The 22627-nt window shown below is 43.2% G+C and carries 19 protein-coding genes and 1 pseudogene; 9 read left to right on the top strand and 11 right to left on the bottom strand.

Going from position 1 to position 22627, the window contains the following annotated elements; genetic code table 11:
- Positions 1–186: 186 nt before the first annotated feature.
- The 3 genes from CSQ79_RS28640 to petJ form a co-directional block, all read right to left on the bottom strand.
- Positions 187–576: a tetratricopeptide repeat protein gene (locus CSQ79_RS28640; protein ID WP_354000913.1), complete on the bottom strand. Its 390-nt coding sequence runs from the start codon at positions 574–576 to the stop codon at positions 187–189.
- A gap of 6 nt (positions 577–582) precedes the next feature.
- Positions 583–1050, bottom strand: coding sequence for a tetratricopeptide repeat protein (locus CSQ79_RS27840; RefSeq protein WP_289501146.1), 468 nt, complete (start codon positions 1048–1050; stop codon positions 583–585).
- Positions 1051–1155: 105 nt separating this feature from the next.
- Positions 1156–1488, bottom strand: coding sequence for a cytochrome c6 PetJ (gene petJ, locus CSQ79_RS14905; protein WP_099701957.1), 333 nt, complete (start codon positions 1486–1488; stop codon positions 1156–1158).
- 295 nt (positions 1489–1783) lie between these two features.
- Between petJ and CSQ79_RS14900 the strand changes: the two genes are divergently transcribed.
- Together CSQ79_RS14900 and CSQ79_RS14895 are read left to right on the top strand one after the other, a co-directional pair.
- Positions 1784–2203 carry a BlaI/MecI/CopY family transcriptional regulator gene (locus CSQ79_RS14900; RefSeq protein ID WP_099701956.1) on the top strand — a complete coding sequence of 140 codons (420 nt, stop codon included), beginning with the start codon at positions 1784–1786 and terminating at the stop codon, positions 2201–2203.
- Positions 2203–3039 (top strand): M56 family metallopeptidase, encoded by an 837-nt coding sequence (locus tag CSQ79_RS14895; protein ID WP_099701955.1) that lies wholly within the window; start codon positions 2203–2205, stop codon positions 3037–3039. The genes CSQ79_RS14900 and CSQ79_RS14895 overlap by 1 nt, the downstream gene beginning before the upstream one ends.
- 425 nt (positions 3040–3464) lie before the next feature.
- Here the strand turns inward: CSQ79_RS14895 and CSQ79_RS14890 are convergent, their stop codons facing one another.
- Both CSQ79_RS14890 and CSQ79_RS14885 read right to left on the bottom strand, forming a co-directional pair.
- Positions 3465–3866: an ExbD/TolR family protein gene (locus CSQ79_RS14890; protein ID WP_099701954.1), complete on the bottom strand. Its 402-nt coding sequence runs from the start codon at positions 3864–3866 to the stop codon at positions 3465–3467.
- On the bottom strand, positions 3850–4503 hold the full coding sequence (locus CSQ79_RS14885) for a MotA/TolQ/ExbB proton channel family protein (protein WP_099701953.1): 654 nt from the start codon (positions 4501–4503) through the stop codon (positions 3850–3852). Before CSQ79_RS14885 ends, CSQ79_RS14890 begins: the two co-directional genes overlap by 17 nt.
- Before the next feature lie 379 nt (positions 4504–4882).
- Here CSQ79_RS14885 and CSQ79_RS14880 point away from each other — a divergent pair, with 379 nt between their 5' ends.
- Positions 4883–6295, top strand: coding sequence for an energy transducer TonB (locus tag CSQ79_RS14880; protein WP_099701952.1), 1413 nt, complete (start codon positions 4883–4885; stop codon positions 6293–6295).
- A gap of 54 nt (positions 6296–6349) precedes the next feature.
- On the opposite strand, the gene CSQ79_RS14875 is transcribed toward CSQ79_RS14880, so the two are convergent.
- The 4 genes and pseudogenes from CSQ79_RS14875 to cbiT form a co-directional block, all read right to left on the bottom strand.
- Positions 6350–9892, bottom strand: coding sequence for a WD40 domain-containing protein (locus CSQ79_RS14875; RefSeq protein WP_099701951.1), 3543 nt, complete (start codon positions 9890–9892; stop codon positions 6350–6352).
- A 122-nt stretch (positions 9893–10014) separates the two neighbouring features.
- Positions 10015–10326 (bottom strand): annotated as a pseudogene (locus CSQ79_RS14870) (glutathione S-transferase family protein); the annotation flags it as partial.
- A 624-nt stretch (positions 10327–10950) separates the two neighbouring features.
- Entirely contained in the window at positions 10951–11820 is an 870-nt protein-coding gene (locus tag CSQ79_RS14865; RefSeq protein WP_099701949.1) for a phosphatidate cytidylyltransferase, read from the bottom strand.
- Between the two features lie 110 nt (positions 11821–11930).
- Positions 11931–12533, bottom strand: a complete 603-nt coding sequence (cbiT, locus tag CSQ79_RS14860; RefSeq protein ID WP_099701948.1) for a precorrin-6Y C5,15-methyltransferase subunit CbiT — start codon at positions 12531–12533, stop codon at positions 11931–11933.
- A gap of 67 nt (positions 12534–12600) precedes the next feature.
- Between cbiT and CSQ79_RS14855 the strand changes: the two genes are divergently transcribed.
- Both CSQ79_RS14855 and tatA read left to right on the top strand, forming a co-directional pair.
- On the top strand, positions 12601–13992 hold the full coding sequence (locus CSQ79_RS14855; RefSeq protein ID WP_099701947.1) for a serine/threonine protein kinase: 1392 nt from the start codon (positions 12601–12603) through the stop codon (positions 13990–13992).
- 66 nt (positions 13993–14058) lie between these two features.
- Positions 14059–14229 carry a twin-arginine translocase TatA/TatE family subunit gene (tatA, locus tag CSQ79_RS14850; RefSeq protein WP_099701946.1) on the top strand — a complete coding sequence of 57 codons (171 nt, stop codon included), beginning with the start codon at positions 14059–14061 and terminating at the stop codon, positions 14227–14229.
- Positions 14230–14435: 206 nt separating this feature from the next.
- Here the strand turns inward: tatA and cphA are convergent, their stop codons facing one another.
- Together cphA and CSQ79_RS14840 are read right to left on the bottom strand one after the other, a co-directional pair.
- On the bottom strand, positions 14436–17129 hold the full coding sequence (gene cphA / locus CSQ79_RS14845) for a cyanophycin synthetase (protein WP_099701945.1): 2694 nt from the start codon (positions 17127–17129) through the stop codon (positions 14436–14438).
- A gap of 137 nt (positions 17130–17266) precedes the next feature.
- Positions 17267–18127: a cyanophycinase gene (locus CSQ79_RS14840; RefSeq protein WP_099701944.1), complete on the bottom strand. Its 861-nt coding sequence runs from the start codon at positions 18125–18127 to the stop codon at positions 17267–17269.
- Positions 18128–18496: 369 nt separating this feature from the next.
- Here CSQ79_RS14840 and trmD point away from each other — a divergent pair, with 369 nt between their 5' ends.
- From trmD to CSQ79_RS14820, 4 genes are all read left to right on the top strand, one after another.
- On the top strand, positions 18497–19207 hold the full coding sequence (gene trmD, locus CSQ79_RS14835; protein WP_099701943.1) for a tRNA (guanosine(37)-N1)-methyltransferase TrmD: 711 nt from the start codon (positions 18497–18499) through the stop codon (positions 19205–19207).
- Positions 19208–19366: 159 nt separating this feature from the next.
- Complete coding sequence (gene ispF / locus CSQ79_RS14830) at positions 19367–19846, top strand: 2-C-methyl-D-erythritol 2,4-cyclodiphosphate synthase (RefSeq protein WP_099701942.1); 480 nt, start codon at positions 19367–19369, stop codon at positions 19844–19846.
- 90 nt (positions 19847–19936) lie between these two features.
- Positions 19937–20815 carry an SMP-30/gluconolactonase/LRE family protein gene (locus CSQ79_RS14825; protein WP_099701941.1) on the top strand — a complete coding sequence of 293 codons (879 nt, stop codon included), beginning with the start codon at positions 19937–19939 and terminating at the stop codon, positions 20813–20815.
- A 3-nt stretch (positions 20816–20818) separates the two neighbouring features.
- Entirely contained in the window at positions 20819–22594 is a 1776-nt protein-coding gene (locus CSQ79_RS14820; RefSeq protein WP_099701940.1) for an ABC transporter substrate-binding protein, read from the top strand.
- Positions 22595–22627 lie beyond the last annotated feature (33 nt).

Raw genomic sequence — 22627 nt, 5'->3', positions numbered from 1 at the left:
TCTGAGACGGCAGGATAACTTATTCAATAAAGTAAACTAGCGCATCGAAATTCACAAGTTTCAATTACAAAAATTTACAGCTATTATTTGAAAGCACGTTGAAAATTCTGTTTAATAAAGCACAATCTGTTAAATAATGGGCGTTGCATAATACACAATATGAAGAATAACAGAATGTCCACACACTCAAGCATCGATACTGGCAATCTGCCACTCGGTGGTGTCGCGTTGAATTTGGAGTAGCTTTAAGAGCTTGTGACAGGCGGCTGTTTCTCCTTGGTGAAGGTAGCCTTGGGCGGCTTGTTGTAAATCGGCGATCGCAGCTTGCTGATAGCCTAGTTGATATCGAGCAAGACCTCGGTTAACATAAGCAGCAACATTTACCGGATTGAGACGTAGTGATTGAGTAAAATCATGAATGGCATTGTGTTCGTCGCCGTGTTTTTGACACGCACATCCTCGGTTGTAATAAGCACGCGCATCGTTAGCGTTGAGACGAATTGCTAAAGAAAAATCTGCGATCGCACCTTCGTAGTTTTGTAAGTTGAACTGTGCTAATCCGCGATCGTTGTAGATATCTGCTCAGAGTTGCCCCTTGAGAGGAATTTGACACAAAGCTTGATTGTATGCGATCGCACTTTTGTAGTTTCCGATAGCAGACAAGGCAATCCCGCGATTATAGTAAGCGCGAAAATCATGAGGTTTTTGCTCAATTAACTGATTGTAGCTGGCGATCGCACTTGAATAATTACCGAGTCGGTAATAAGCAAGTCCTCGATGTAAATAAGCTTCTGTGCTGTGAGGAGATAAGATCGTTGCTTGGCGACAATCTTGAATTGCCTGATGGTACTGTTCTAACTGTAGGTAGGCTAGACATCGATTACTGTAAGCTGGAGCAAAATGATCTTGATACTGAATCACTTGGGATAAGTGATGAATCGCTTCAGTGCACTCACCTCGAACAAGTTCTTCAATTCCTTGCGGTGTCCCAAAAAAGATATTGGTGCTGATTATTAGGACAATGAAGTGAGGTATAATCCCCGTAACCATACGACACCAACCTTGCTAAATGACTTGTGGTTAACAAAAAGCCCCAAAAGATAGATTTTTAGGGCAAGGTATGTATATTTTGGCTCGTCATTCAATTAATACGACTTAAGTCCAGCCCTTAGCCGCCTGTTCTAACACATACGCTGCTACATCTTCAATTTGTTGATCGTTAAGACGTCCTTTAAAAGCAGGCATAGCATTTTTGCCATTTTTCACTTGATTGATAATCGCTTCTGCTGAGTTCATGCTGTACTTATCTAAATCATCTTGCTTCAAAGTTTTCTGTGCAGCGACAACGTTACGCCCACCCATATGACACGCCGCACAATTTGCACTAAAGATTTTTGCACCACTCGCAGCATCTGCGGCTAAAGCTGGACGTGTCAAAGCGAAAGTGCAGATGACTAAAAGTAAGACAATTGACAATATTTTTTTCACGCTTGTGTTTCCTCATTAATCCATACGCCAAATTACGTTGATTTTGAGATAGAAAAAATATCTGCGTCAAAAGACAGCCTGTCAAAGGAAAGTTAATAACTGGTAATCTAAATAAAAGAATGCGAATAAATTCGCTGCTAAATAAACTAAGTTCACCTCCGTGAACTTAATAACCAAAACCTTGTCTTAGTGTACGAAGGTACAATTTGCTTGGGTAGCCTCGACTTTGGTCGAAAGGCACATTTACAATTCACACCAGAGATTTAGTAATAGTTAATCTAAAATCCAGACTAATATGTCTCCATTGCCTGACTACAGTCCAAAACAACTATCACTTGGTCCCTTAGAGACAGAGATTTTAAATATTATTTGGGAAGTTGGTTCTGTCACTGTTAAAGATGTCCACGATCGCATCTTGAGCGATCCCAACCGCGAATTAGCTTATACTTCTGTTACCACAGTACTGCGGCGTTTGACTGACAAGGGTTGGCTAGCATGTGATAAAAAAGCAAAAGCGTTCTATTGGCGTCCACTAGTTACCAAACAGCAAGCGCAAATGATTAAAGCCCACGATCAGTTGCATCGGTTCTTGGCTGTGGGTAATCCTGATGTTGTTGCTGCTTTTGCAGATAGTCTCGATCAAACAAGTCTAGAAAAATTGCAAGCGATCGCCCAACGGATTCAAGCTGCACGTCAAGCACGGGAGGAGAAGTAATGCACTTACTCATTATCTTAGTAGCCTTAGGAGTTGCTTGGTCGTTAAGACATTTGCCTGTATTGGAAGGAAATTGGCAACAGCGCTTTGAACGTGTCTTATTTTTATTCTTATTTCCTCCTACACTGCTACTCATGACAGCGATCGCTGTACTATGTATGGGACCGCAGGGGCAAATGGTAGGATTGAGAGTAGGCTGGCTGAGCTACATGCTAGCGTCATCGTGTCTTGGAATTGCCGCAATTTTATGCATCAAGCTCGGTTGGCAAGGTTGGCAATCGACTAGACGCGCGCGCGAATGTCCTAAAATAAACCTTGAAGGTAAAGATGTTCGGATTCTCGATACAGACGCTTTATTTGCTGCACAAATTGGTTTTTGGCAACCTGAATTAGTTGTCACTCAAGGATTACTGCAAATTGCACCAGCACATTTGCATTCTGTCTTAACTCACGAGCAAGCACATTATCATTATCGAGATACGTTTTGGTTTTTCTGGCTTAGTTGGATTCGCGATTGTACAGCTTGGCTACCAAATACTGATGCGTTGTGGCAAGAGTTATTAGTTTTAAGAGAACTGCGTGCAGATCATTGGGCTGCACAACAAGTCGATCCGCTACTACTTGCTGAATCCTTACTTATGGTAGTCGGTCATCACGTCCTAGAATCAGATGTTTTTTGTGCGCCATTAGCTTCTAGTCAAGTTGGCGATCGCTTAGAACAAAGAATTGATGCGCTGCTATCATACCCAGAAGAAATAGCGAAACCAAACTTACACTCTTGGAGTTGGTTTGTCTGCGCGTTTTTACCATTATTAACAGTAGTGCTGCACTCTTAACTCGTAAGAAGCACAATTCACAGTAAATAGTTAGTTGTGAAGTGTTGAGTTTAAGAGAAGAAAGTTAGGAAAGTTCCTCAATTCAAAACGTGCTCACACACCGCTACGCTAACAAAACTGAGAATTCAAAACTCTACTCTTAGCACTTTGTCTGGATAGCCCCGAAGAGAGTCGGAGGGCATTTGCATTTATGTACTAAAGCTATTGAATATAATTATCAGCAAATTGGAGGAACTTCTGAAAGATTCGTTCTCAAGATGGCACGAGCATTCTCAGAAAAAATAAAGTTGCGGTTTTGCTCTCTGCTACTTGCAGGCGAGTTGCCACACGCAACCTTAAAATGCACCTAAGTCAGGTATCAACCGCTAATACCTGACATCAATCTAAACTTAATAAAAATAGTTGTCAAGAAGCAGCGAAAGACTTTACGGTCTTTGTGCGGCGATCGCTAGTTTTGCTCCAGGAACTCGACGAATTCGATCCATAACAGCGATGACTTGACCGTGGTTAACTTGTTCGTCTGCATTGAGTACAACAACAGCTTCTTGATTAGGTGCAATTAAGCCAGAAACTCTTCCTTCGAGTGCAGCTAAATCAACAGGTTGACGATTTAATGCGATCTGACCTTGATTATCTAATGTCACCGTGATTGTAGATGAGCGCTGTACTTGTGTGGTCGTTGCTTTTGGTAAATTGACTGGTAATCCTTGCGATCGCGTCAAAAACAAAGTGGACATAATAAAGAACGTCAAAATTGCAAAGATCACATCGATCATCGGTACGATGTTGATTGTGGCAGGACTTTCTGGTTCATCTGGCAGGCGCATAAGTTATCTCCCTCTGTTCGTAGTTACGGCGATAGAGTAATTCCATTTGTCCGCCATATTCTTGGATCAACGCTGCTTGACGTTGATAAAGTCCGCGAAAGGTATTGGCAAAAAACAGCGTGAAAATGGCAACTACAAGTCCCGCCGCTGTTGACACTAGCGCCTCACTGATCCCTGAAGTGACACCAGCTGTTTGTGTACCGCCAAGATCGCCCAAATTGAGCGAAGCAAAAGAATTAATTAGACCCAAAACTGTTCCTAAAAGTCCCAGAAGTGGAGAGAGACTGATAATTGTGTCAAATATTGTGTTAAACCGTTTGAGGTGTGGAATTTCTGCTTGGGCTTCACTTTCGAGGGCAAGACGAAATTCTTCGGGAGTTGGTTGTTCAAGTTCGAGTGCTGCTAAAAAAATCCGCGCCATAGGCAAATCAGCATTTTGCTTCAGTTTATCTATAGCACCGACTACATTATCTTTACGGTAGAGATTCAATACATCTCGCACCACTCGACTTTGACGACGATTAATTCTTGCCCAAAAAGCAATCCGCTCGATAATTAGCGCGATCGCTAGTATAGAAAACCCCAGCAGCGGCCACATTACTATCCCGCCCGCTGCAAATAGATTACTTATTCCCATGTATTGTCTCTAAGTTCATCAAGTCAAGCTTCAGTCTTGTCGCTGTTAGCAAAACTGATATAACTTCTCAATAGTAAAATAAAACAAACGAAAAATAGTTTTAACTTTGTTACATAATTGTCATAGCATCATTAAATTTTCTAAGTCAAAGTGGCTCTTGTCAAAAGACAAGAAGTCAAACTTAGTAATTTTGGTATCTAGAACAAATTCTATTGCTTCATGCTTGTTTAACTAACAAAGGATATAAATATCTCTTAACTGTAATTGCTGAACAAATAAGCAGATGTTTGACGATTGTAAACTGCTGTGTTGGTTGTCTTGACAGGAGTAGCCTAAAGCATTAATCTAGAAAACTAGTGAGAACTACTAGCAATAAAATATGAGTGTTTCCAACATTGCTATCGCGCAGCGAGAGAGAGAAATCAAGTCACTTAAGTCTTTTTTGGCATATAGCTTGATTGGTTCATTAGCATTGCATGTTGGAGTATTGAGTTTAACGATTAACAACATCTGGAATCGCACAGCAGAACTAGAAGAAGAACCAATTGAGGTCGTGCTTGTCGATCCTCCAACTCCAGAACCTGAGCAGCAACCTGAAGTCGAACCACCCAAACCAGAAGCAGTAACCCCGCCACCACCTGCACCCACGACTCCGCCACCAGCCGCAACGACAACAATAGAGCCACCACCGCCACAACCTGTACAACGGGCACAAACACCACCAAAACCTGTAGAAAACACTAAACCAGAGCCAGCACCAGTAGCAACAGCACCATCACCAGTTGCATCACCTCCTGCACCTAGTGCGCCAGCGGCTAGCCCAGCACCGCAACCAGTGCAACCTAATGAGCAGCTCACAGCAGACTTGCGCTCACTAAGAGAAACACGAGCAGCATCGACAGTTCCTGTTCCTAGTGTCACTCAGCAGCCAAGCCCTAGTAATCCAGCACCAGCTGCTCCCCCCGCAGCGACAAATACGGCAAGAACAACTGCTCCAAGTGCTCCTCGCCAGCCAGCAAATACCACAGTAGCAACTGGCTCATCTCCAAGACCTGCTGCACCTGCACCTAGCGCTCCGAGTAGTGGTAATACTGATTCTGGCTCTGGTCGTTTAGCTTGTCGCGATTGTAGTAAACCCAAATATCCTGAACGTGCTAGACGTCAAGGAGTTGAAGGAAGAACCGAAGTCAAAGTTGATGTTGATGCTAAAGGCAATGTCACCAATGTGCAAGTCGCTCGTTCGAGCGGTAACAGAGAGCTAGACGAAGCTGCAGTACGAGCAGCAAGAGACTGGCGATTTAATTCTACAAGAGAAGGTAGACAAGGAGTTTCTGCCAAAGTTGATTTTGCTTTAGAAGGATCGCAGCGATCGCGTCAGTTACGAGAACGCAGACAGCAACAAGAAGCCTCACAAAAGAAACCTGCATCACAATCTGCAGCAGCAACTCAACAGAAACCAGCACCACAACGTCGCCCTCGACAAGCAACATCTCAACAAAAACCAGCAGCGCCAGCACCGCAACGTACTCAACAAGCAGCATCTCAACAAAAGCCAGCAGCGCCAGCACCGCAACGTACTCAACAAGCAGCATCTCAACAAAAGCCAGCAGCGCCAGCACCACAACGCCGCCCTCAACAAGCAGCATCTCAAAGTCAATCTAATGTAAGACAGACTCTAAGGCGTCAACGTCAACAACCTCAACCACAGCAAGCTGCTCCTGCTAGCCCAAGCCAAGGTAGTTTACGCGATACACTGCGACGTAGTAGAGATCAGTCATCATCTGCACCCTAGTAGTGTTGAGTTTAAGAGAGTCGTGAAGTGTTGAGTTAAGAAAATTCTTTTAATTCAAAACTCAAAACTCTTAAAGTCTACAGCTCCTAATGCTTGCAAGCTTGATTTTTGTGCTGCAGTTAAGCCTGTGACACCTGTGATGTTCATTTTTTCATAGATTCTAGGTACTGGTAATGTTTTGATACACTCGCCAGTGACAACATCCCAGAGTTTAATTATTTGATCTGTTCCACCACTCGCTAACATATTTCCATCAGAGCTAAACGCGATCGCCCACACTTCACCTAAATGTCCGCTTAAGGTTTTAAGACACACACCTGCGTCAACATCCCATAATTTCACTGTTTTATCGTGACTACCGCTAGCTAAAATCTTACCTTGAGGGCTAAACGCAACACTCCAAGCGACACCTTTGTGTTCCTGTAAGGTGTGCAAACACTTGCCATGCCTATTCCATAACTTAACAGTTTTGTCGTCACTTGCACTTGCAATCACTTCGCCATCAGGACTAAACGCAACTCCAAAAACTAAACTTGTGTGTCCGACTAAAGATGCTACGCACTCGCCTTCTAAGTTCCACAACTTGACAGTTTGGTCATCGTGACCACTAGCTAACATGTTTCCATCAGGGCGAAACGCGATCGCCCAAGCCCGACAATCACCAGATAACAATTTCAGACATTCACCCGTGCGGATATCCCATAATTTGATCGTACGGTCATTATCACAACTAGCAATGATGTCACCAAGAGGACTAAAAACTGCCGAAAATACTGTATTGGCACGACTTTGAAAACCTTGGAGAATCCGCTGAAGTTTACCTGTAGTAGTATTCCATAACTTAATTGTGCCGTTGTTACTAGTGCTTGCTAAAGTTTGACCGTCAGGGCTAAATGCGACACACCACACCCAACTATCATGTCCTGAACGCGATTGAATACATTCTCCCGACTGGACGTGCCATAACCTAATTGTTGTATCATCACTACCACTCGCCAAAAACTGACCATCAGGACTAAATGCAATCGATTTAATACTTGCGCTATTGCCTTGCAGTGTGCGTAGCGATCGCCCTGTATTCATGTCCCACAAAGTTACTGTATTGTCAAAACTACCACTCGCTAAAGTTTGACCATCAGGATGAAAGGCAACTGACCAAATCCAGCCGGAATGCTTTTGCAAAGTTTTTAGGCATTGTCCTGTCGCGACATGCCATAACTTCACTGTACAATCGTAGCTACCACTGGCAAGCATCGTCCCATCAGGACTAAAAACAACTGATGCTGCGGGTTCGCTGTGTCCCTCTAATGTCGTGAATTTACCAGTGTTGACATTCCATAACTTGAGTGTACGATCCCAACTACTACTAGCGATCGCTTGACCGTCAGGACTAAACGCAATCGATCTTACCCAATGCCCGTGTCCCTGTAAAACCTTGATGACTTCTCCACTGTTGAGATCCCAAAACCTCACAGTTTGATCGTAGCTGCTGCTAGCTAATAAACAACCATCAGGACTAAATGCTGCGGCTGTGACGTGATTTGTATGTCCTTGGAGGATTTGTAAGCATTCGCCAGTAGAGACATTCCATACTCTGAGAGTACAATCAAAACTACCTGTCACTAAAAGATGACCTTGAGGATGAAAAGCGATCGCGTGTGCCCAACCTGTATGTCCTTGTAGTACATGAAGACACTCACCTGTCGCTAAATCCCAAATTCGCACTGTTTGATCAAAACTTGCACTTGCCAAGTATCCATGAGGACTAAACGCAATTGAAATCACCCAACTTTTGTGTCCTTCACAAGTCAATACTTCTGTGTAGTCAGCAGTGCGCCATATTCGTACTTTGCTATCAGCATTGCCCATTGCAAACAAACTACCATCAGGACTAAAGGCAACCGATAAAGCACTATTTAAAACACCTGTAAAAACCGATTTATCTAAGTTAGCACCAGAAAAGTTCACTTGCTGTAAGTTAGCACCAACAAGATAAGCTTGCCAGATTTGCAAATACGAGAAATTATAACCACAAAGATCGACTTGTAGGTAACGTAAGAGATTAATAACATTACCACCACCGTATCCTACTAAAAAGGGTGGCGATCGCATCTGCACAATAATATTGCTGAGTTGCTGTTCTACTTGCTGAAGAGAGCCTAACTCAGCAATCAATCTAGCTGTGAGTGGTGCAAGAACAATTCTTGTTTGACTTTCGCGAATGTAGTCTTTGGAAGACGCTTTAATTAATGCATGGCTCAAAAATAGCTTAAGTTGCTGTGTTATGATTTCTGCACGATTTTGCTCAATTAGCTGTTCAGTCACATACTCCATAACAACAGGCTGTAGAGTAAATAATCCATTAGTTTTTTCTAACAGCGATCGCCGCCGTAAAGATAGCAAAACTTCTAATAATTTCGATTGCGAGATTCTCGGCACAAAATCTTCGCGCAGTTCTGCCAAAGTAACCCACTCGCGGTTAATTGCCAGCCAATACATTACCTGTTTTTCTAACTCAGATAAACGTTGAAACTGTTCATCTAGTAACGTACTAATATCACCAAAGGCGATCGCCTCTTGTGCTAAAAACTCTGTTACACTTCCATCAAATAAATCGCGGACAGTTGTTGCCACAATCTTGATTGCTAAAGGATTTCCTGCATAACTTGCTTGTAGTTGTTGCCAATCTATTTCTGAAGTGCAAAAACAATCATTACTTTGACAAATTTCTTTCACTTCTGCTGTACTTAAACCAGTTAAAGATAAACTGCGAATTGGTAAAAGATTTCCTGCTAATGCTGTTAAAGTTTTCGGTTGTTCGCGACTTGTCAGCAAAAGACAACTTGAATGAAGTTCTGCACCTACACGCCTGATGACCTCGCCGTAGCCTTCGTAACCTTCGCGATACTGTCCAGCGCGTCCATCACTGAGAATTGCATCTACATTGTCCCAGACAATTAAACACCGCGAGTTGCGTAGATACTGCAACAATAGTGATAGTTGAGCTTCGTAAGTTTCAGGTAATGCGTCCTGCTGATTAAATTGGAGTAGTTGTGTGAGAATTTCTATAATAGGCGGCGCATCGCGTAAAGATTGCCAGATCAAAACATCGAACTGATCTTGAATTTGAGTTGCTAACTTCGTTGCGAGTGCCGTTTTACCAATACCACCCATACCCAAGATTGCCACTAATCGGCAGCGTTGAGTCACCCACTGTTGCAATAATGCCAGTTCTTCACTGCGACCATAGAATACAGAAACGTCGATTGCTTCTCCCCAATGTTGAGATTTTTTGTGTGTCAGGGCGATCGCTTCTTTAGAAATTGTGACGTGTTGTATTTGTCGCCGCAATACCGCTTGGACGTTATTTTTTGTGACTTGCTCTCCCAATGCTTGGGTTAGTTGTTGCCATAGATGAGAACCAACATCACGAATGTGCCCTGTATCGTAGCCAGCGTGTGCCGCAATTTTAGGATAAGTCCATCCTTGCCAGGAGTAACGAAAGACGAGTTCCTGGACATCCTTTAACTTTTGTCCTGCTAATAATCTATCTAGCTGTATTAAAGCCTCTTCAGCAGACATCATTACATCTTGCATACAACACTCCCTGCCTAATTTAGGCTAAAATAGCTGTTATGTAGCGCAATCTTTATTAGCGTGTAACTAGGTTGCTGGTCTGCTGAGCAAGCATCGATAGGTACGAGTTACGCTGTTGTCACGAGAATATTGGCACTAAACTCAATCCAAGAGCGATGTTTTGCCTTTTCCAGCGGATTAGATGGGTGAAGCGATCCTGGGGTAATTTCGTTTAAATACTCACAAATAACCACTGATTCAAAGACAACTGCAGCATCAACTTTGAGTAGTGGGACTTTTCCTAGCGGTGAAATTTGGCGAAACCAATCTGGCTTATTGGCTAAATCAATAGAAGTGTTCTGGTGAGGAATGTCCTTTTCGCGCAATAGAATAACTGCACGTTGTGCGTAGGGACAAAGATGATGACTCACTAGTTCTAGATGTGGATAAGACATGATAACTGTATGTTAGAAGGATGAATTTACGCTCACTGCTGTTGTCATTCTTCAGTGAAATGTTACCCTCTGTTTGACTTCACACTATCTAATACTGATTACGCAAAGCATTTCAAGAAATTGCGATCGCATAGCGTACCGTAGCTAATCGCACTCTCCCAAAATTCTGATATAGCGATCCTATTTAAGTTATCAAGGTTTTTTGGAAACGCAGATGCATAGCGACTTGCCGTAAGTTATCACTAAGAACACATTCCCCGTAGGGATTACTGTCAGCGTAGCAAAGGCTTTAGCCGCAAGGGTTAGGCTAAAACACAAACAGAAGAGAAACAGAGGAATTTTTATGAATCATTTAAGATGACTGTAGTCATCAAAAGCTGTTTGATTTTCATACAAGTTTGCTATGCAATATTTTTGAGGAACATACCATTTCACTCAATGAGAAATACAAACAAGGTCTCATATGCCCCTGAAGCTCCTATTTGCATCAAGTTTGAAGTGAAACGGTATGAGAGTTCTACATTCACCACAGTAGTTTTGAACTGCACATTTGTCTTTACAGCAAATCTCTGGACTTTACCGAGTGAAACCTCAGAAAATCTCAGCTCAACCTAGCATTATGATTCAACTCTTTAGTAGAGGTAACAGAAGGCTGACAAAGTAATATACTAATGGGGCGGTGAATACGTAACTATCCGCACGGTCAAGAATACCACCATGTCCAGGAATTAATTGCCCTGAATCTTTCACTCCCGCATCTCGCTTCATCATTGACTCGGTTAAGTCTCCGAGTAAGCTAGCAATTCCTATTAGTAGTCCTAAACCAAGTCCTGTTAAAGACCATAAAGGCCATTGTAAGTACCAAGCACCTGCCATAGCGACTGCAACACTTGCAACTACGCCAAAAGCTGCACCTTCCACTGTTTTCTTAGGGCTAATATCTGAAAGCCGAGTGCGACCAAATAATCGACCAAAGGTGTAAGCGCCAATATCAGCCGCCCAAATACAGAAAAAAGCAAGCAGTGTGTAGATTAATCCTGGAGGAAAGTTCTGAAAATCTGCCCATGTGTCAGGTAAATATCCAGAAAACGGCAAATTACTCACAGCATCGTTGCCAATTGCGCGGATTCTTACCCAGTAACTTGGTAAGTATCCTCCATAAAATAAACCCAAAATTGAAGTTGAAATATCAGCGATTGTTGCAAGTTTGGGCTGAAATAATAAATAAAAACAGATAAATGTTCCTGCCACTGGCACAACTGCATCTGCTAGCGTTGATGATACTGTTGCAATAAAGAGCAAAGCTTGACTAACTGCCAAAGTTGTTTTAGCAGCGGGGGCAATTCCTTTAGCACGGACAAGCTGGAAATATTCCAACTGACCTAAATAGACAATGACAGCAAACATGACCGTAAAATACCACCCTCCCAAAATACTTCCGGTGAGGGCGATCGCGATCGCAATGATTCCACTAACAATTCGAGACCAGGGCATAGACTAGGGGTGAGGGGCGAGGGGCTGGGGGCGAGGGAAGAGAATAAACTATTCTTCTTGATCTCTTGAATTCTCTATATTTTTATCCAATAATGTTTAAACAATTGGATTTAGTCTAACTTTTCACCGCTAAGAATAAAAATTGGATCGACGGCAGCAAAACTTTGGGAGAAACCCCGCGATTCCAAACGATTAACAGCAGACTGGACAACTTCAACATTACGAGCCTGCAATTGTGCAAAGCTCTGAGATACAGCATACAGAGTTTCTAGATTACTTGCTGTGGCAACTACTCTACCTTGAGGTAACAAATATTGCCAGACTTCTTGCAAGATAGTTTGAATTGGACGACCACCTTCTATACATACGCGATGGGGAGGGTGGGGTAAGTGTGATAAACATTCTGGGGCGCTACCTTCGACAACTTCGACATTCTTGACCTCAAAGCGATCGCAGTTACGACGAATTAAATTTGCCACTTCAAAGTCGCGTTCAACAGCAATTATGCGTCCGTGAGGACACAGCAATCCCACTTCCACAGGAATTGTACCGGTTCCTGCACCAATATCCCATAAAACTGAATTGGGTTGAATCCGTAACTGTGCTATCAGTAATAGCCGGATTTCGCGTTTACTGAGGGGAATTCCTGGTAGGCGTTCAAATAACTCATCAGAAATCCCTGGAGTGAGGTAAGGCCATAATTTTGAGGGCATAGGAAAAAGATACCATTGCAGTCGCCGATCTTCCAAAGCTATAACAGCTGTATACGCTCACAACAGCATGCAGTACATGGCTCAGATATTAGGCGATCGCTACGAAGTGCAACAACAATTAGCAAAAAAATCTGGACGCCGGACGCTATTAGCCCGCGATTTAACAACTCAAAATTTAGTTGTTGTGAAGTTACTGTCGTTTAGTCATGATTTTGAATGGGACGATTTGAAGCTATTCGGGCGAGAAGCAGAAATTTTAAAGACCGTTGCGCATCCAGCAATTCCGCGTTATTTAGATTATTTTGAGCTTGATTCAGCACAATTTAAAGGATTTGCCCTCGTCCAAACTTATCTTCCCGCAAAGTCTTTAGAGGAACATTTAAGACAAGGAACAGTATTTAGTGAATTTGATGTTCAGCAAATTGCTACAGCACTTTTAGAAATTCTGACTTACCTCCACAGCCATCAACCTCCAGTCATTCACCGCGATATTAAGCCAAGTAACATTCTCTTGACACGCTCAGAAAAACATTTACGTGTTTATCTTGTCGATTTTGGGTCAGTACAAACACTTGCTGCTCGTGAAGGTGGAACAATGACGGTAGTGGGGACTTATGGTTATATGCCACCAGAGCAATTTGGCGATCGCGCAGTTCCAGCATCGGATCTCTACAGTTTAGGCGCTACTCTCATGGCGTTAGTCACAGGGACACACCCCGCTGATTTACCACACCGCGATGGACGAATTCAATTTGAGCAAGTCACAACGCTTAGCCCTACTTTTACAAGATGGTTAAGGCGGATGACCGAACCTAGCTTAGACCGCCGCTTTTTGTCTGCTAAACAAGCTTTGCAAGCACTGCGCGAGCCAATGCTCAAGGATACTACTTTAACAGTTGGCAAGCCATTTAATAGCAAGGTTTCATTGTATAAGGATGCCAACGTTCTAGACATTACACTGCCTGCGAAAGGATTTAGCCCTGAAATTGTAGGCTTAACTTTATTTGCAATTGCGTGGAATTCTTTTGTTGTGGTGTGGACGGGTTTTACTGTTGTTGCAGCACCTTTTCCTATTAATCTATTTTTTACTCTATTTTCTCTACCATTTTGGGGCGCAGGCGCAGGAATGGTGTGGCAAATCGCCTCTAATTTATTTCGACGTGTCCGGTTGAGAGTTGATCAAAAACAAATTTCGCTCAGTCACGAAATATTAGGCTGGCAGTATCGTCGTCCGCGTGTCGCTGGTATCCAGAATATTACGAAATTAGAACGTACATCAAAATTCATGAGCATGGTCAAAAATAGCGGGGGCGATCTCGTTGAAGTTAAGCCACAAATTAATATCTGGGTAGGAACCCAAAAATATGAATTAGGCGATCGCGTCCTTACTGAACCAGAAATCGATTGGTTAGCTCAAGAACTTAGCGACTGGCTGGGTATGCCAGTTATCAAAGAGTAGGTGTAATATACAAAAAAGATTCGCTTCCTGTTTATAGTAATTCAGGAAGGATTCCAGGAGGCAAATATGTTTGGTTTAGGATGGCCAGAGGTGGGTGTTATTGCTTTAGCTGCAATATTGATCTTTGGTCCTAAGAAGATTCCAGAGATGGGTAGTGCCTTGGGTAAAACCTTGCGTGGCTTTAAAGAAGAGTTGAAAGGATCTGACGATGATGTTGAACAAGATCATGATAGATAGGGGTCAAAGGTCAGAGGACGCTACGTAAGCCTGCGGTTCAGATCGTAGCCTTGCGACTGAAGTCGAGGCTACATCAACGAAGTGTGCCTCCGCACACTAATATAAAAGTTTTCTCAGTAAGTCCACGGAGGTGGACTTTGCTTGTTTAGCTGCGAATAAATTCGCCAAGCGTTCATGCAAGAGATCCGCGAATTTATTCGCTAAGCTTACAACTGATTAGCAACAGAAGATTGTACGCTAATTTGCGTATCTGTTGTTGAATTTTCATTTGGTTGTTGGATATCATCTCCAACAGGGCGACGCGCTTCAATTAAGCTAATTGCCCGCGTTACACTTTCAGGTAAGATGACAACTAAACTGCCGTCAGAGGCGCTATCTAGTCCTTTGTTGATCGCAGTTGTCTCGTCCAAAATTGACTCGTAAGGGCAATCAGGCTTAACTTGCATGATCCCTTTGAGGATAAGTTCAGCTGCTGAACCACGCGATCGCCCACGAGTATCATCATCTTCTTTGATAATAATGCGATCAAAAATTCCAGCAGAGAGTTTACCGAGTGTAATAAAATCTTCATCGCGGCGATCGCCAGGTCCACCAACGACACCAATTCTCTCGCCTGTCCAATTGCGAATGAAACCACCTAATGCTTCATAACTATGAGGATTATGAGCATAGTCAATGAGTGCATGATAGCGACCTAAATTGAATAGATTCATTCGTCCTGGTGTTTGATTCACCGAGGCTTTAAATGTATTCAACCCAGCGCGAATTTGCTCAATCGAGACTCCTTGCACAAAAGCGGCTAAACTAGCGGCTAAAGCATTAGCAATCATAAACGGTGCTTTACCTGCCATTGTCAGCGGTACATTCACTGCTTGTTCGATGCGTAGTGTCCAATCACCTTTAAGAATTGATAAGTAACCGTTTTCATAAACTGCGGCTAATCCACCTTGTTGAGTGTGCTGCTTCACCAGTTCATTGTCAGGACTCATGGTAAAGAAAGCAACTTGTGATTTGACGCGATCGCGCATCGCAGCCACGCGTACGTCATCTGCATTCAATACAGCATAACCATTAGGTAAGACAGCTTCAGCAACGACACTCTTGAGGTGTGCCATTTGATCGATGGTGTCAATATCACCGATGCCTAAATGGTCGGCAGCCACATTCAACACGACGCCAACATTACTAGCATCAAATGCTAACCCTGAGCGTAATATTCCTCCGCGTGCCGATTCTAATACAGCAACTTCCACAGTCGGATCTTGTAAAATTAGTTGCGCACTTTGCGGACCTGTATTATCACCTGGTTCAACTAAGTAGTCGCCAATATATGTCCCGTCAGTTGTTGTATAACCGATCACTTGACCTGTTTGTTTGAAAATATGGGCGAGTAGTCGTGTTGTTGTCGTTTTACCATTGGTACCAGTCACCGCTAGAATGGGAATGCGGCTGGGTTTTTCGGGAGGAAACAGCATATCTAATACAGCCCCTGCGACATTGCGAGGAATTCCGCGACTAGGGCTGACGTGCATTCTAAACCCAGGAGCAGCATTAACTTCCACAATCACGCCATCAACTTCACGCAAAGGACGTGTGATGTCTTCTGTGACAATATCAATTCCTGCAATATCTAAACCAATAACCTTAGCGACTCGCTGTGCTAACCAGACGTTTTCGGGGTGAATATCGTCAGTGCGGTCTACAGCAATACCACCAGTGCTTAAGTTTGCTGTCGCGCGCAGATAGCAAATTTCATCTTTAGGCAGCACAGTATCAACAGTATACCCCTGTCGTTCTAGAAGCTGGTAGCTGGTGCGGTCCAGTTCAATGCGAGTCAGAACATTATCGTGTCCTTCACCGCGATTCGGGTCACTATTCGTTTGCTTAATAAGTTCTTCAATTGTACTTGCACCATTACCAACAACATGGGCAGGTATGCGTTCTGCTACGGCTACAACTTTCCCATCAACAACTAAAACGCGGTGGTCGCGACCAGTATAGTACCGTTCAACAATAATTGACCGTGACACCTCTCGTGCTGCATCATAAGCCGCTTCAGCTTCTTCCCAATTCCGAATATCAATCGTAATCCCTCGACCATGATTGCCATCAAGAGGTTTAATTACAATCGGGTAGCCACCAACATCCGCGATCGCAGTTTCAAGTTCATCAAAATAGTTAATCACTGTGCCTCTAGGAACTGGCACACCTGCATCTGCTAAGATCCGTTTTGTTCCTTCTTTGTCACAGGCAAGTTCAACTCCCAAAATTCCTGTTTGGGCTGTCATCGTCGCTTGAATGCGTTTTTGATGGACACCGTAGCCGAGTTGAATTAAAAAGCGCGTTCCCAACGACATCCAAGGCATACCTCGTGCTTCGGCTTCTTGGACAATCGCATCGGTACTTGGTCCTAGTGCGGCGTCGCGCTGTAGATCTCTAAGATCTTCTAGATCTTGCTCAAGTTCTTGTCGGAGATAGTACCCTTTATTCACAATGCTTTGACAAAGGCGCACTGCTGCCCTGGCAGTATAACGTCCTGCTTGCTCTTCTTGGTACTCAAAGACAACTTGATACACTCCAGGAGTTCCCGTTTCCCTTGTCCGACCAAATCCTGCGGGCATTCCTGCAAGTTCTTGTAATTCTAGGGCGACGTGCTCGATAATGTGCCCCATCATTGTGCCTTCACGCACCCGCATCAAAAAACCACCATGACAGCCAGGCGAACACAAATGTGATTCCAGACTTGGTAGTGCCTCGACTAATCCTTCGTAGAAGCCTGATATTTCGTTGGAGGGTTTCTCAGCTAACTCTTCTAAGTCTAATCGCATGACGATTAGCTTGTGCCGTCGAATACTCCAGTAATTGGGACCGCGTAAAGTCTGGATTTTGAGGATTCTCATGTGCGCTCTTGAATTCGCATCCAATAATCTAGTTTCCACTTGTGCGTGAGCAGGAAACTGTTCATTGAGAACAGTTTGTCAGCTATCTATGGTAGGAAGTTATAACTTACTTAATGATAGTGCCACAGTAACTCCAATTACTTTTGGAGATGACTAGCAGATAAAACTTTGCGCTTATACAAGTGATAGCGATCGCCATAACTGAGAATGTGTAGACGTAAGTTATGTAGGCTCAAAGGTTCGGTAGCTGTAACTGCACTGTAATTAGTATGTGTTACTTCACCAGGATCAATTACAGTGACAGTTCCTTTCCCCATCACTTGTAAAGTTCCATCACTTTCGATCAAAGCGCAGGTATCTTCATCAATACCAATACCCAAACGATCTGGATAGCAAGCGATCGCACTAATTAAGCGTGCCATGCGGTTGCGGTTTTGAAAGTGTTGATCGACAATCAACTCAGGAATAATCCCTAAGCCTGTTCCTAAATCAACCAAGGAACGATTTGGCGACTCGCCACTGCCACCACCCGCAATCATATAATGACCCATTACAGCAGCTCCGGCACTCGTTCCAGCTAATGTTAGTTCGTTACACTGTACGCGTTGGCGAATTGTCTCCATTGCCGGAGTATCAGCTAATACACCACATAAACGAAGTTGATCTCCACCAGTCCAAAATACTCCGGTGCAAGTTTCTAAACACTTTTGGACATTAAGATCTTCACACTGCTGTCGCTCGCGAATGTCTAGTAGCTCAATTTGCTTAGCTCCCATTTCTTCAAAGATACTCATGTATCTGTTGCCAATGATGGCTGGTTCGCGTGAAGCTGAGGGAATAATCGCGATGTGAGCATTTTGTCCGCCAGCGCGGTTAAAAAACGTTTGTAATATTTCTCTGCCGTGAACTTTGTCTTCAGCACCACCTATAATCAATACGGCAGTTGTAGTAGATTGGGGCTTTCTCATTTCTAGCAATTGAGCTTCTAATTGCGCCATGTGTCTTCCTCTTTTCAGCCTCAGGGAACTTAAACCCGACCGCAGATCAGTGAATTCAGATCGCGGATGCGATCTGATCTTGCTCAACAGACGCCTGCGATCGCTCATTGCTGCACCACAAGTACGAACAGGTCTGATAAGCAACTGCTTTGCTGAGGATTGCTCCTAAGTCGAGCAATTTTTAACCCTGAATCTTTAATAATAATCCGCAAGATGTGAAAATATTTAAACATAATTTAAGCAATTAGAAAAACTTTTAGCTAAAACATTAAGTTACAGGAGTCACAGGTCATTCCACCTGTACCACTAGCCACTAGCTACTAGTCACTAACTAATTCATCAAATTAGCTGTTTCTTTATTGGATTACTGTGCGATTTGATATAGTTACTCTGTTTCCAGATTTTTTTTGCTCTGCCCTGAAGTCAGGATTGTTAGGGAAAGCTTTAGCACGACAAATTGCTACAGTTAACTTAATCAATCCTCGCGAGTTTACAACAGATAAGCATCACAAAGTTGATGATGAACCTTACGGTGGTGGCGTGGGCATGTTGATGAAGCCTGAACCCATTTTTGCAGCAATTGAATCATTACCTGCTTTATCCCGACGGGAGATTATTCTGATGACTCCCCAAGGTCAAACACTAAAGCAACCTTTACTTCAAGACTTAGCGACATACGAGCAGTTAGTGGTGATTTGCGGTCATTATGAAGGTGTCGATGAGCGAGTACTTCATTTAGTCACGCGCGAGATTTCTTTAGGTGATTTTGTGCTGACTGGGGGCGAAATTCCGGCACTAGCGTTAATTAATGGTGTCACGCGGTTACTTCCTGGAACGGTAGGTAAAGCGGAATCGCTCAAATCTGAAAGTTTTGAAGCTGGGTTATTAGATTATCCACAGTATACACGTCCGGCGGAGTTTCGCGGGTGGAAAGTGCCTGATGTGTTACGTTCAGGAAATCATGAAAAAATTGCCCAGTGGCGATACGAACAACAAATTGCACGTACGCGCGATCGCCGCCCCGATCTCTATGCCGAATGGTTAGAAAATATCAAATCGCAATCAGATATAGACAGGTAATGGGTCATCGGTAACTGGTAATAGGGTGAGAACTTGAATGCGATCGCTAAAGCTAACAGATAATCAATAACTGCTCTACTTTTGTCAATTACCAATTACCTATTACCAATTACCAACTGAGGTATCGTTACTAAAAGAGGGTTTTTTGTAACTGTACTCATGAACATTCGGATTGGTAACGGCTACGATATTCATCAATTAAGCTTTGATCGGCGTTTAATTTTGGGTGGTGTAGAAATTCCGCACGATCGCGGTTTACTCGGACATAGTGATGCTGATGTCCTTACTCATGCAATTATGGATGCGATGTTAGGCGCTTTGAGTTTGGGTGACATTGGGTTATATTTTCCCCCAACTGATCCGCAGTGGAAAGGTGCGGATAGTTTAGTTTTACTCGCTAAAGTGAATCAATTAATCGGCGATCGCGGCTGGCAAATTGGCAATATAGACTCGGTAGTTGTCGCAGAACGTCCGAAGTTGAAACCGCATATTCAACAAATGCGATCGCGCCTTGCAGAAGTTTTAGCAGTACAACCCGATCAAATTGGGATTAAAGCAACAACAAACGAAAAATTAGGTCCCGTAGGAAGAGAAGAAGGTATTGCAGCGTATGCAGTAGTGTTACTGCAACAAAGTTAGGTAATGGGTAATTGGTAATTGGTAATGGGTAATTGTTTTTATTGAAATTACTGAATATTACTAAAATGTAAACTGGGTGTAAAATCTGTTATGAATTCTATTAATGAATCGCCTAAAAATGTTCTCAGGGCTAGAGCAAGGCTAGGAGAAGGACCAATTTGGCATTCACAAAGTCAATTACTGTACTGGGTTGATATTTATAATCACCGAGTTCACGAATTCGATCCAAAAACAGGCGAACAAAAATTCTTTGATGTGGGCGAAGTTGTCGGTTGTATTGCACCAGCAGGAACAGACCGTTTTATTATGGCGCAGCGCCATCGATTGGCGTTTTTAGATACGAGTAACGGTGAAGTAACGCCGATTATTGATGTTGAAAAAGAAAAGCCATCAGATATTCGTCTCAATGATGGTAAATGCGATCCAGTAGGGCGTTTTTGGTTTGGTTCCATGTCTACAAGTGGACCTACAGCGCGGTTGTTTCGCTACGATCCTGATGGTTCGTTACACGTTCTTTTAACAGGTTTAACGGTATCAAATGGACTGGGATGGAGTCCCGATCACAAGACATTTTATTTAACTGATTCGCCTTTAAAAAAAATCTATGCCTTTGACTTTGATTTAGACAGTGGCAATATTAGTCATCAACGCGTGTTTGCTGAGATCGATATAGATGGCGTTCCTGATGGCTTGACGGTAGATCGAGACGGATGTGTTTGGTCGGCGATTTGGGATGGCTGGTGCGTTGTTAAGTTTGATTCGACAGGAAAAGAAATGGCGCGGATTTCTATACCTGTGCAGCGCCCTACGTGTTGTGTATTTGGCAATCAAGATTTAGCAACACTTTATATCACAACTGCGTCAGTCGGTTTGAGTGAAGAGGAAATTCAAAAAAGCTTTGATTCAGGAGACTTATTTAGCCTCGCTACAAATACTTCGGGTATGCCTACTTATGAATTTGCAGGGTGAAGGATGAAAGCTACAGTCAAAGGTATTTTACGTCGTTGGAGTGCTGTTGGGTTGTGCTTTATTTTGGCGATCGCGCTTTCGGGTTGTAATCCTGCTAATTTTGAAACAGTAGCCGCACAAGTTCCGCAAATTGTTGTTAGTGTTCTTAGCGATCCGAAAACTTTTAACTATGCGCTGAATCAAGAGTCCCCAAATATTTTTGGTTTGACCTACGACGGTTTAGTCACAGAAAATCCGCTGACAGGTGCAGTTGAACCAGCGTTAGCCGAATCGTGGGAGATTGCTGAAAATAACTTGAGAATTACCTTTACGTTACGCGAAGGATTAAGATGGTCTGACGGAGAACCATTAACTGCTGATGATGTAGATTTTACCTATAACAGCGTTTATCTTAACGAAGCAATTCCTACTGATACCAGAGATGTCTTACGTATTGGTGAAAGTAGACAATTACCAACTGTTCGTCAACTTGATGCACGTACAGTAGAATTCACCACTCCAGAACCTTTCGCGCCTTTTTTACGAATTACAGGTTTACCTATTTTACCTGCTCATGCTTTGCGCGAAGCAGTTGAAACCAAAGATTCGCAAGGAAATCCTCGATTTTTAACAACATGGGGAGTTGATACACCACCTCAAAAAATTATTGTGAATGGTCCTTATCAACTTGAGGAGTATGTAACGAGTCAGCGTGTCGTATATCGACGTAACCCCTACTACTGGCGGCGCGATTCTCAAGGCAATCCACAACCGTATGTTGAACGGCTCATTTGGCAAATTGTAGAATCAACTGATACATCGCTTGTTCAATTTCGTTCGCAAGGTTTAGATTCTGTCGCAGTTACACCTGAATACTTTTCACTGCTCAAACGCGAAGAAGATCGCGGCAGATTTACGATATACGAAGATGGTCCTGCACCTGGAACCAACTTTATCTCGTTCAATCTTAATAAAGGTCGCAGAAACGGTCGTCCATTAGTTAATCCAGTTAAGTCGCGATGGTTTAATTCTCCAGATTTCAGACGGGCGATCGCCTACGGAATTGATCGTCAACGGATGATTAATAATATCTTTCGTGGTTTAGGTCAGTTACAAAATTCGCCAATTTCTGTGCAAAGTCCTTACTATCTCTCATCAGAGGAAGGCTTAAAGGTATATGAATACGATCCCGATCGGGCAAGAGAATTATTGCGTCAAGCAGGATTTCAGTACAATAGTGCAGGTCAATTACTAGATGCTGATGGCAATCGCGTCCGCTTTTCGCTAATTACAAACGCAGGTAATCGCATTCGGGAAGCAATGGGCGCACAAATCAAACAAGACTTGAGCCAAATTGGTATTCAAGTTGATTTTAATCCTCTTGCTTTTAGTGTATTGGTAGATCGCTTATCTAATACTTTGGATTGGGATTGTCATTTATTAGGCTTTACTGGTGGTGTTGAACCTAACAGTAGTGCTAACATTTGGTCAGTTGACGGCGGTTTACACGCTTTCAATCAAAAACTACCTCCAGGACAACCACCCCTTGAAGGGCGAGAAGTTGCAGATTGGGAACAGCAAATTTCCGATCTTTATATTGATGCGGCGCGGGAGTTAGACGAGTCCCAACGCAAAGTAATTTATGCTCAAACTCAGCAATTAACTCAAGAATATTTACCGTTTATTTATCTCGTGAGTCCTTTAGCAATGACAGCTGTACGCGATCGCATTCAGGGCGTGCAATATTCTGCATTGGGTGGCGCTTTCTGGAATATTTATGAGCTGAGAACGGTAGATTAACGACGTCGATCGCCTGGCGACTAAAGTCGCGGC

It is taken from the genome of Gloeocapsopsis sp. IPPAS B-1203, assembly GCF_002749975.1.
Taxonomy (GTDB): Bacteria; Cyanobacteriota; Cyanobacteriia; order Cyanobacteriales; family Chroococcidiopsidaceae; genus Gloeocapsopsis.
This window is presented reverse-complemented; position numbering and strand designations above follow the sequence as displayed.

Bases quoted from the DNA above. Each gene is read 5' to 3' on its own strand.
- CSQ79_RS27840 (WP_289501146.1), bottom strand. From the start codon at position 1,050: ATGGTTACGGGGATTATACCTCACTTCATTGTCCTAATAATCAGCACC.
- CSQ79_RS14900 (WP_099701956.1), top strand. From the start codon at position 1,784: ATGTCTCCATTGCCTGACTACAGTCCAAAACAACTATCACTTGGTCCC.
- CSQ79_RS14895 (WP_099701955.1), top strand. From the start codon at position 2,203: ATGCACTTACTCATTATCTTAGTAGCCTTAGGAGTTGCTTGGTCGTTA.
- CSQ79_RS14890 (WP_099701954.1), bottom strand. From the start codon at position 3,866: ATGCGCCTGCCAGATGAACCAGAAAGTCCTGCCACAATCAACATCGTA.
- CSQ79_RS14885 (WP_099701953.1), bottom strand. From the start codon at position 4,503: ATGGGAATAAGTAATCTATTTGCAGCGGGCGGGATAGTAATGTGGCCG.
- CSQ79_RS14880 (WP_099701952.1), top strand. From the start codon at position 4,883: ATGAGTGTTTCCAACATTGCTATCGCGCAGCGAGAGAGAGAAATCAAG.
- CSQ79_RS14875 (WP_099701951.1), bottom strand. From the start codon at position 9,892: ATGCAAGATGTAATGATGTCTGCTGAAGAGGCTTTAATACAGCTAGAT.
- CSQ79_RS14865 (WP_099701949.1), bottom strand. From the start codon at position 11,820: ATGCCCTGGTCTCGAATTGTTAGTGGAATCATTGCGATCGCGATCGCC.
- cbiT (WP_099701948.1), bottom strand. From the start codon at position 12,533: ATGCCCTCAAAATTATGGCCTTACCTCACTCCAGGGATTTCTGATGAG.
- CSQ79_RS14855 (WP_099701947.1), top strand. From the start codon at position 12,601: ATGCAGTACATGGCTCAGATATTAGGCGATCGCTACGAAGTGCAACAA.
- tatA (WP_099701946.1), top strand. From the start codon at position 14,059: ATGTTTGGTTTAGGATGGCCAGAGGTGGGTGTTATTGCTTTAGCTGCA.
- cphA (WP_099701945.1), bottom strand. From the start codon at position 17,129: ATGAGAATCCTCAAAATCCAGACTTTACGCGGTCCCAATTACTGGAGT.
- CSQ79_RS14840 (WP_099701944.1), bottom strand. From the start codon at position 18,127: ATGGCGCAATTAGAAGCTCAATTGCTAGAAATGAGAAAGCCCCAATCT.
- ispF (WP_099701942.1), top strand. From the start codon at position 19,367: ATGAACATTCGGATTGGTAACGGCTACGATATTCATCAATTAAGCTTT.
- CSQ79_RS14825 (WP_099701941.1), top strand. From the start codon at position 19,937: ATGAATTCTATTAATGAATCGCCTAAAAATGTTCTCAGGGCTAGAGCA.
- CSQ79_RS14820 (WP_099701940.1), top strand. From the start codon at position 20,819: ATGAAAGCTACAGTCAAAGGTATTTTACGTCGTTGGAGTGCTGTTGGG.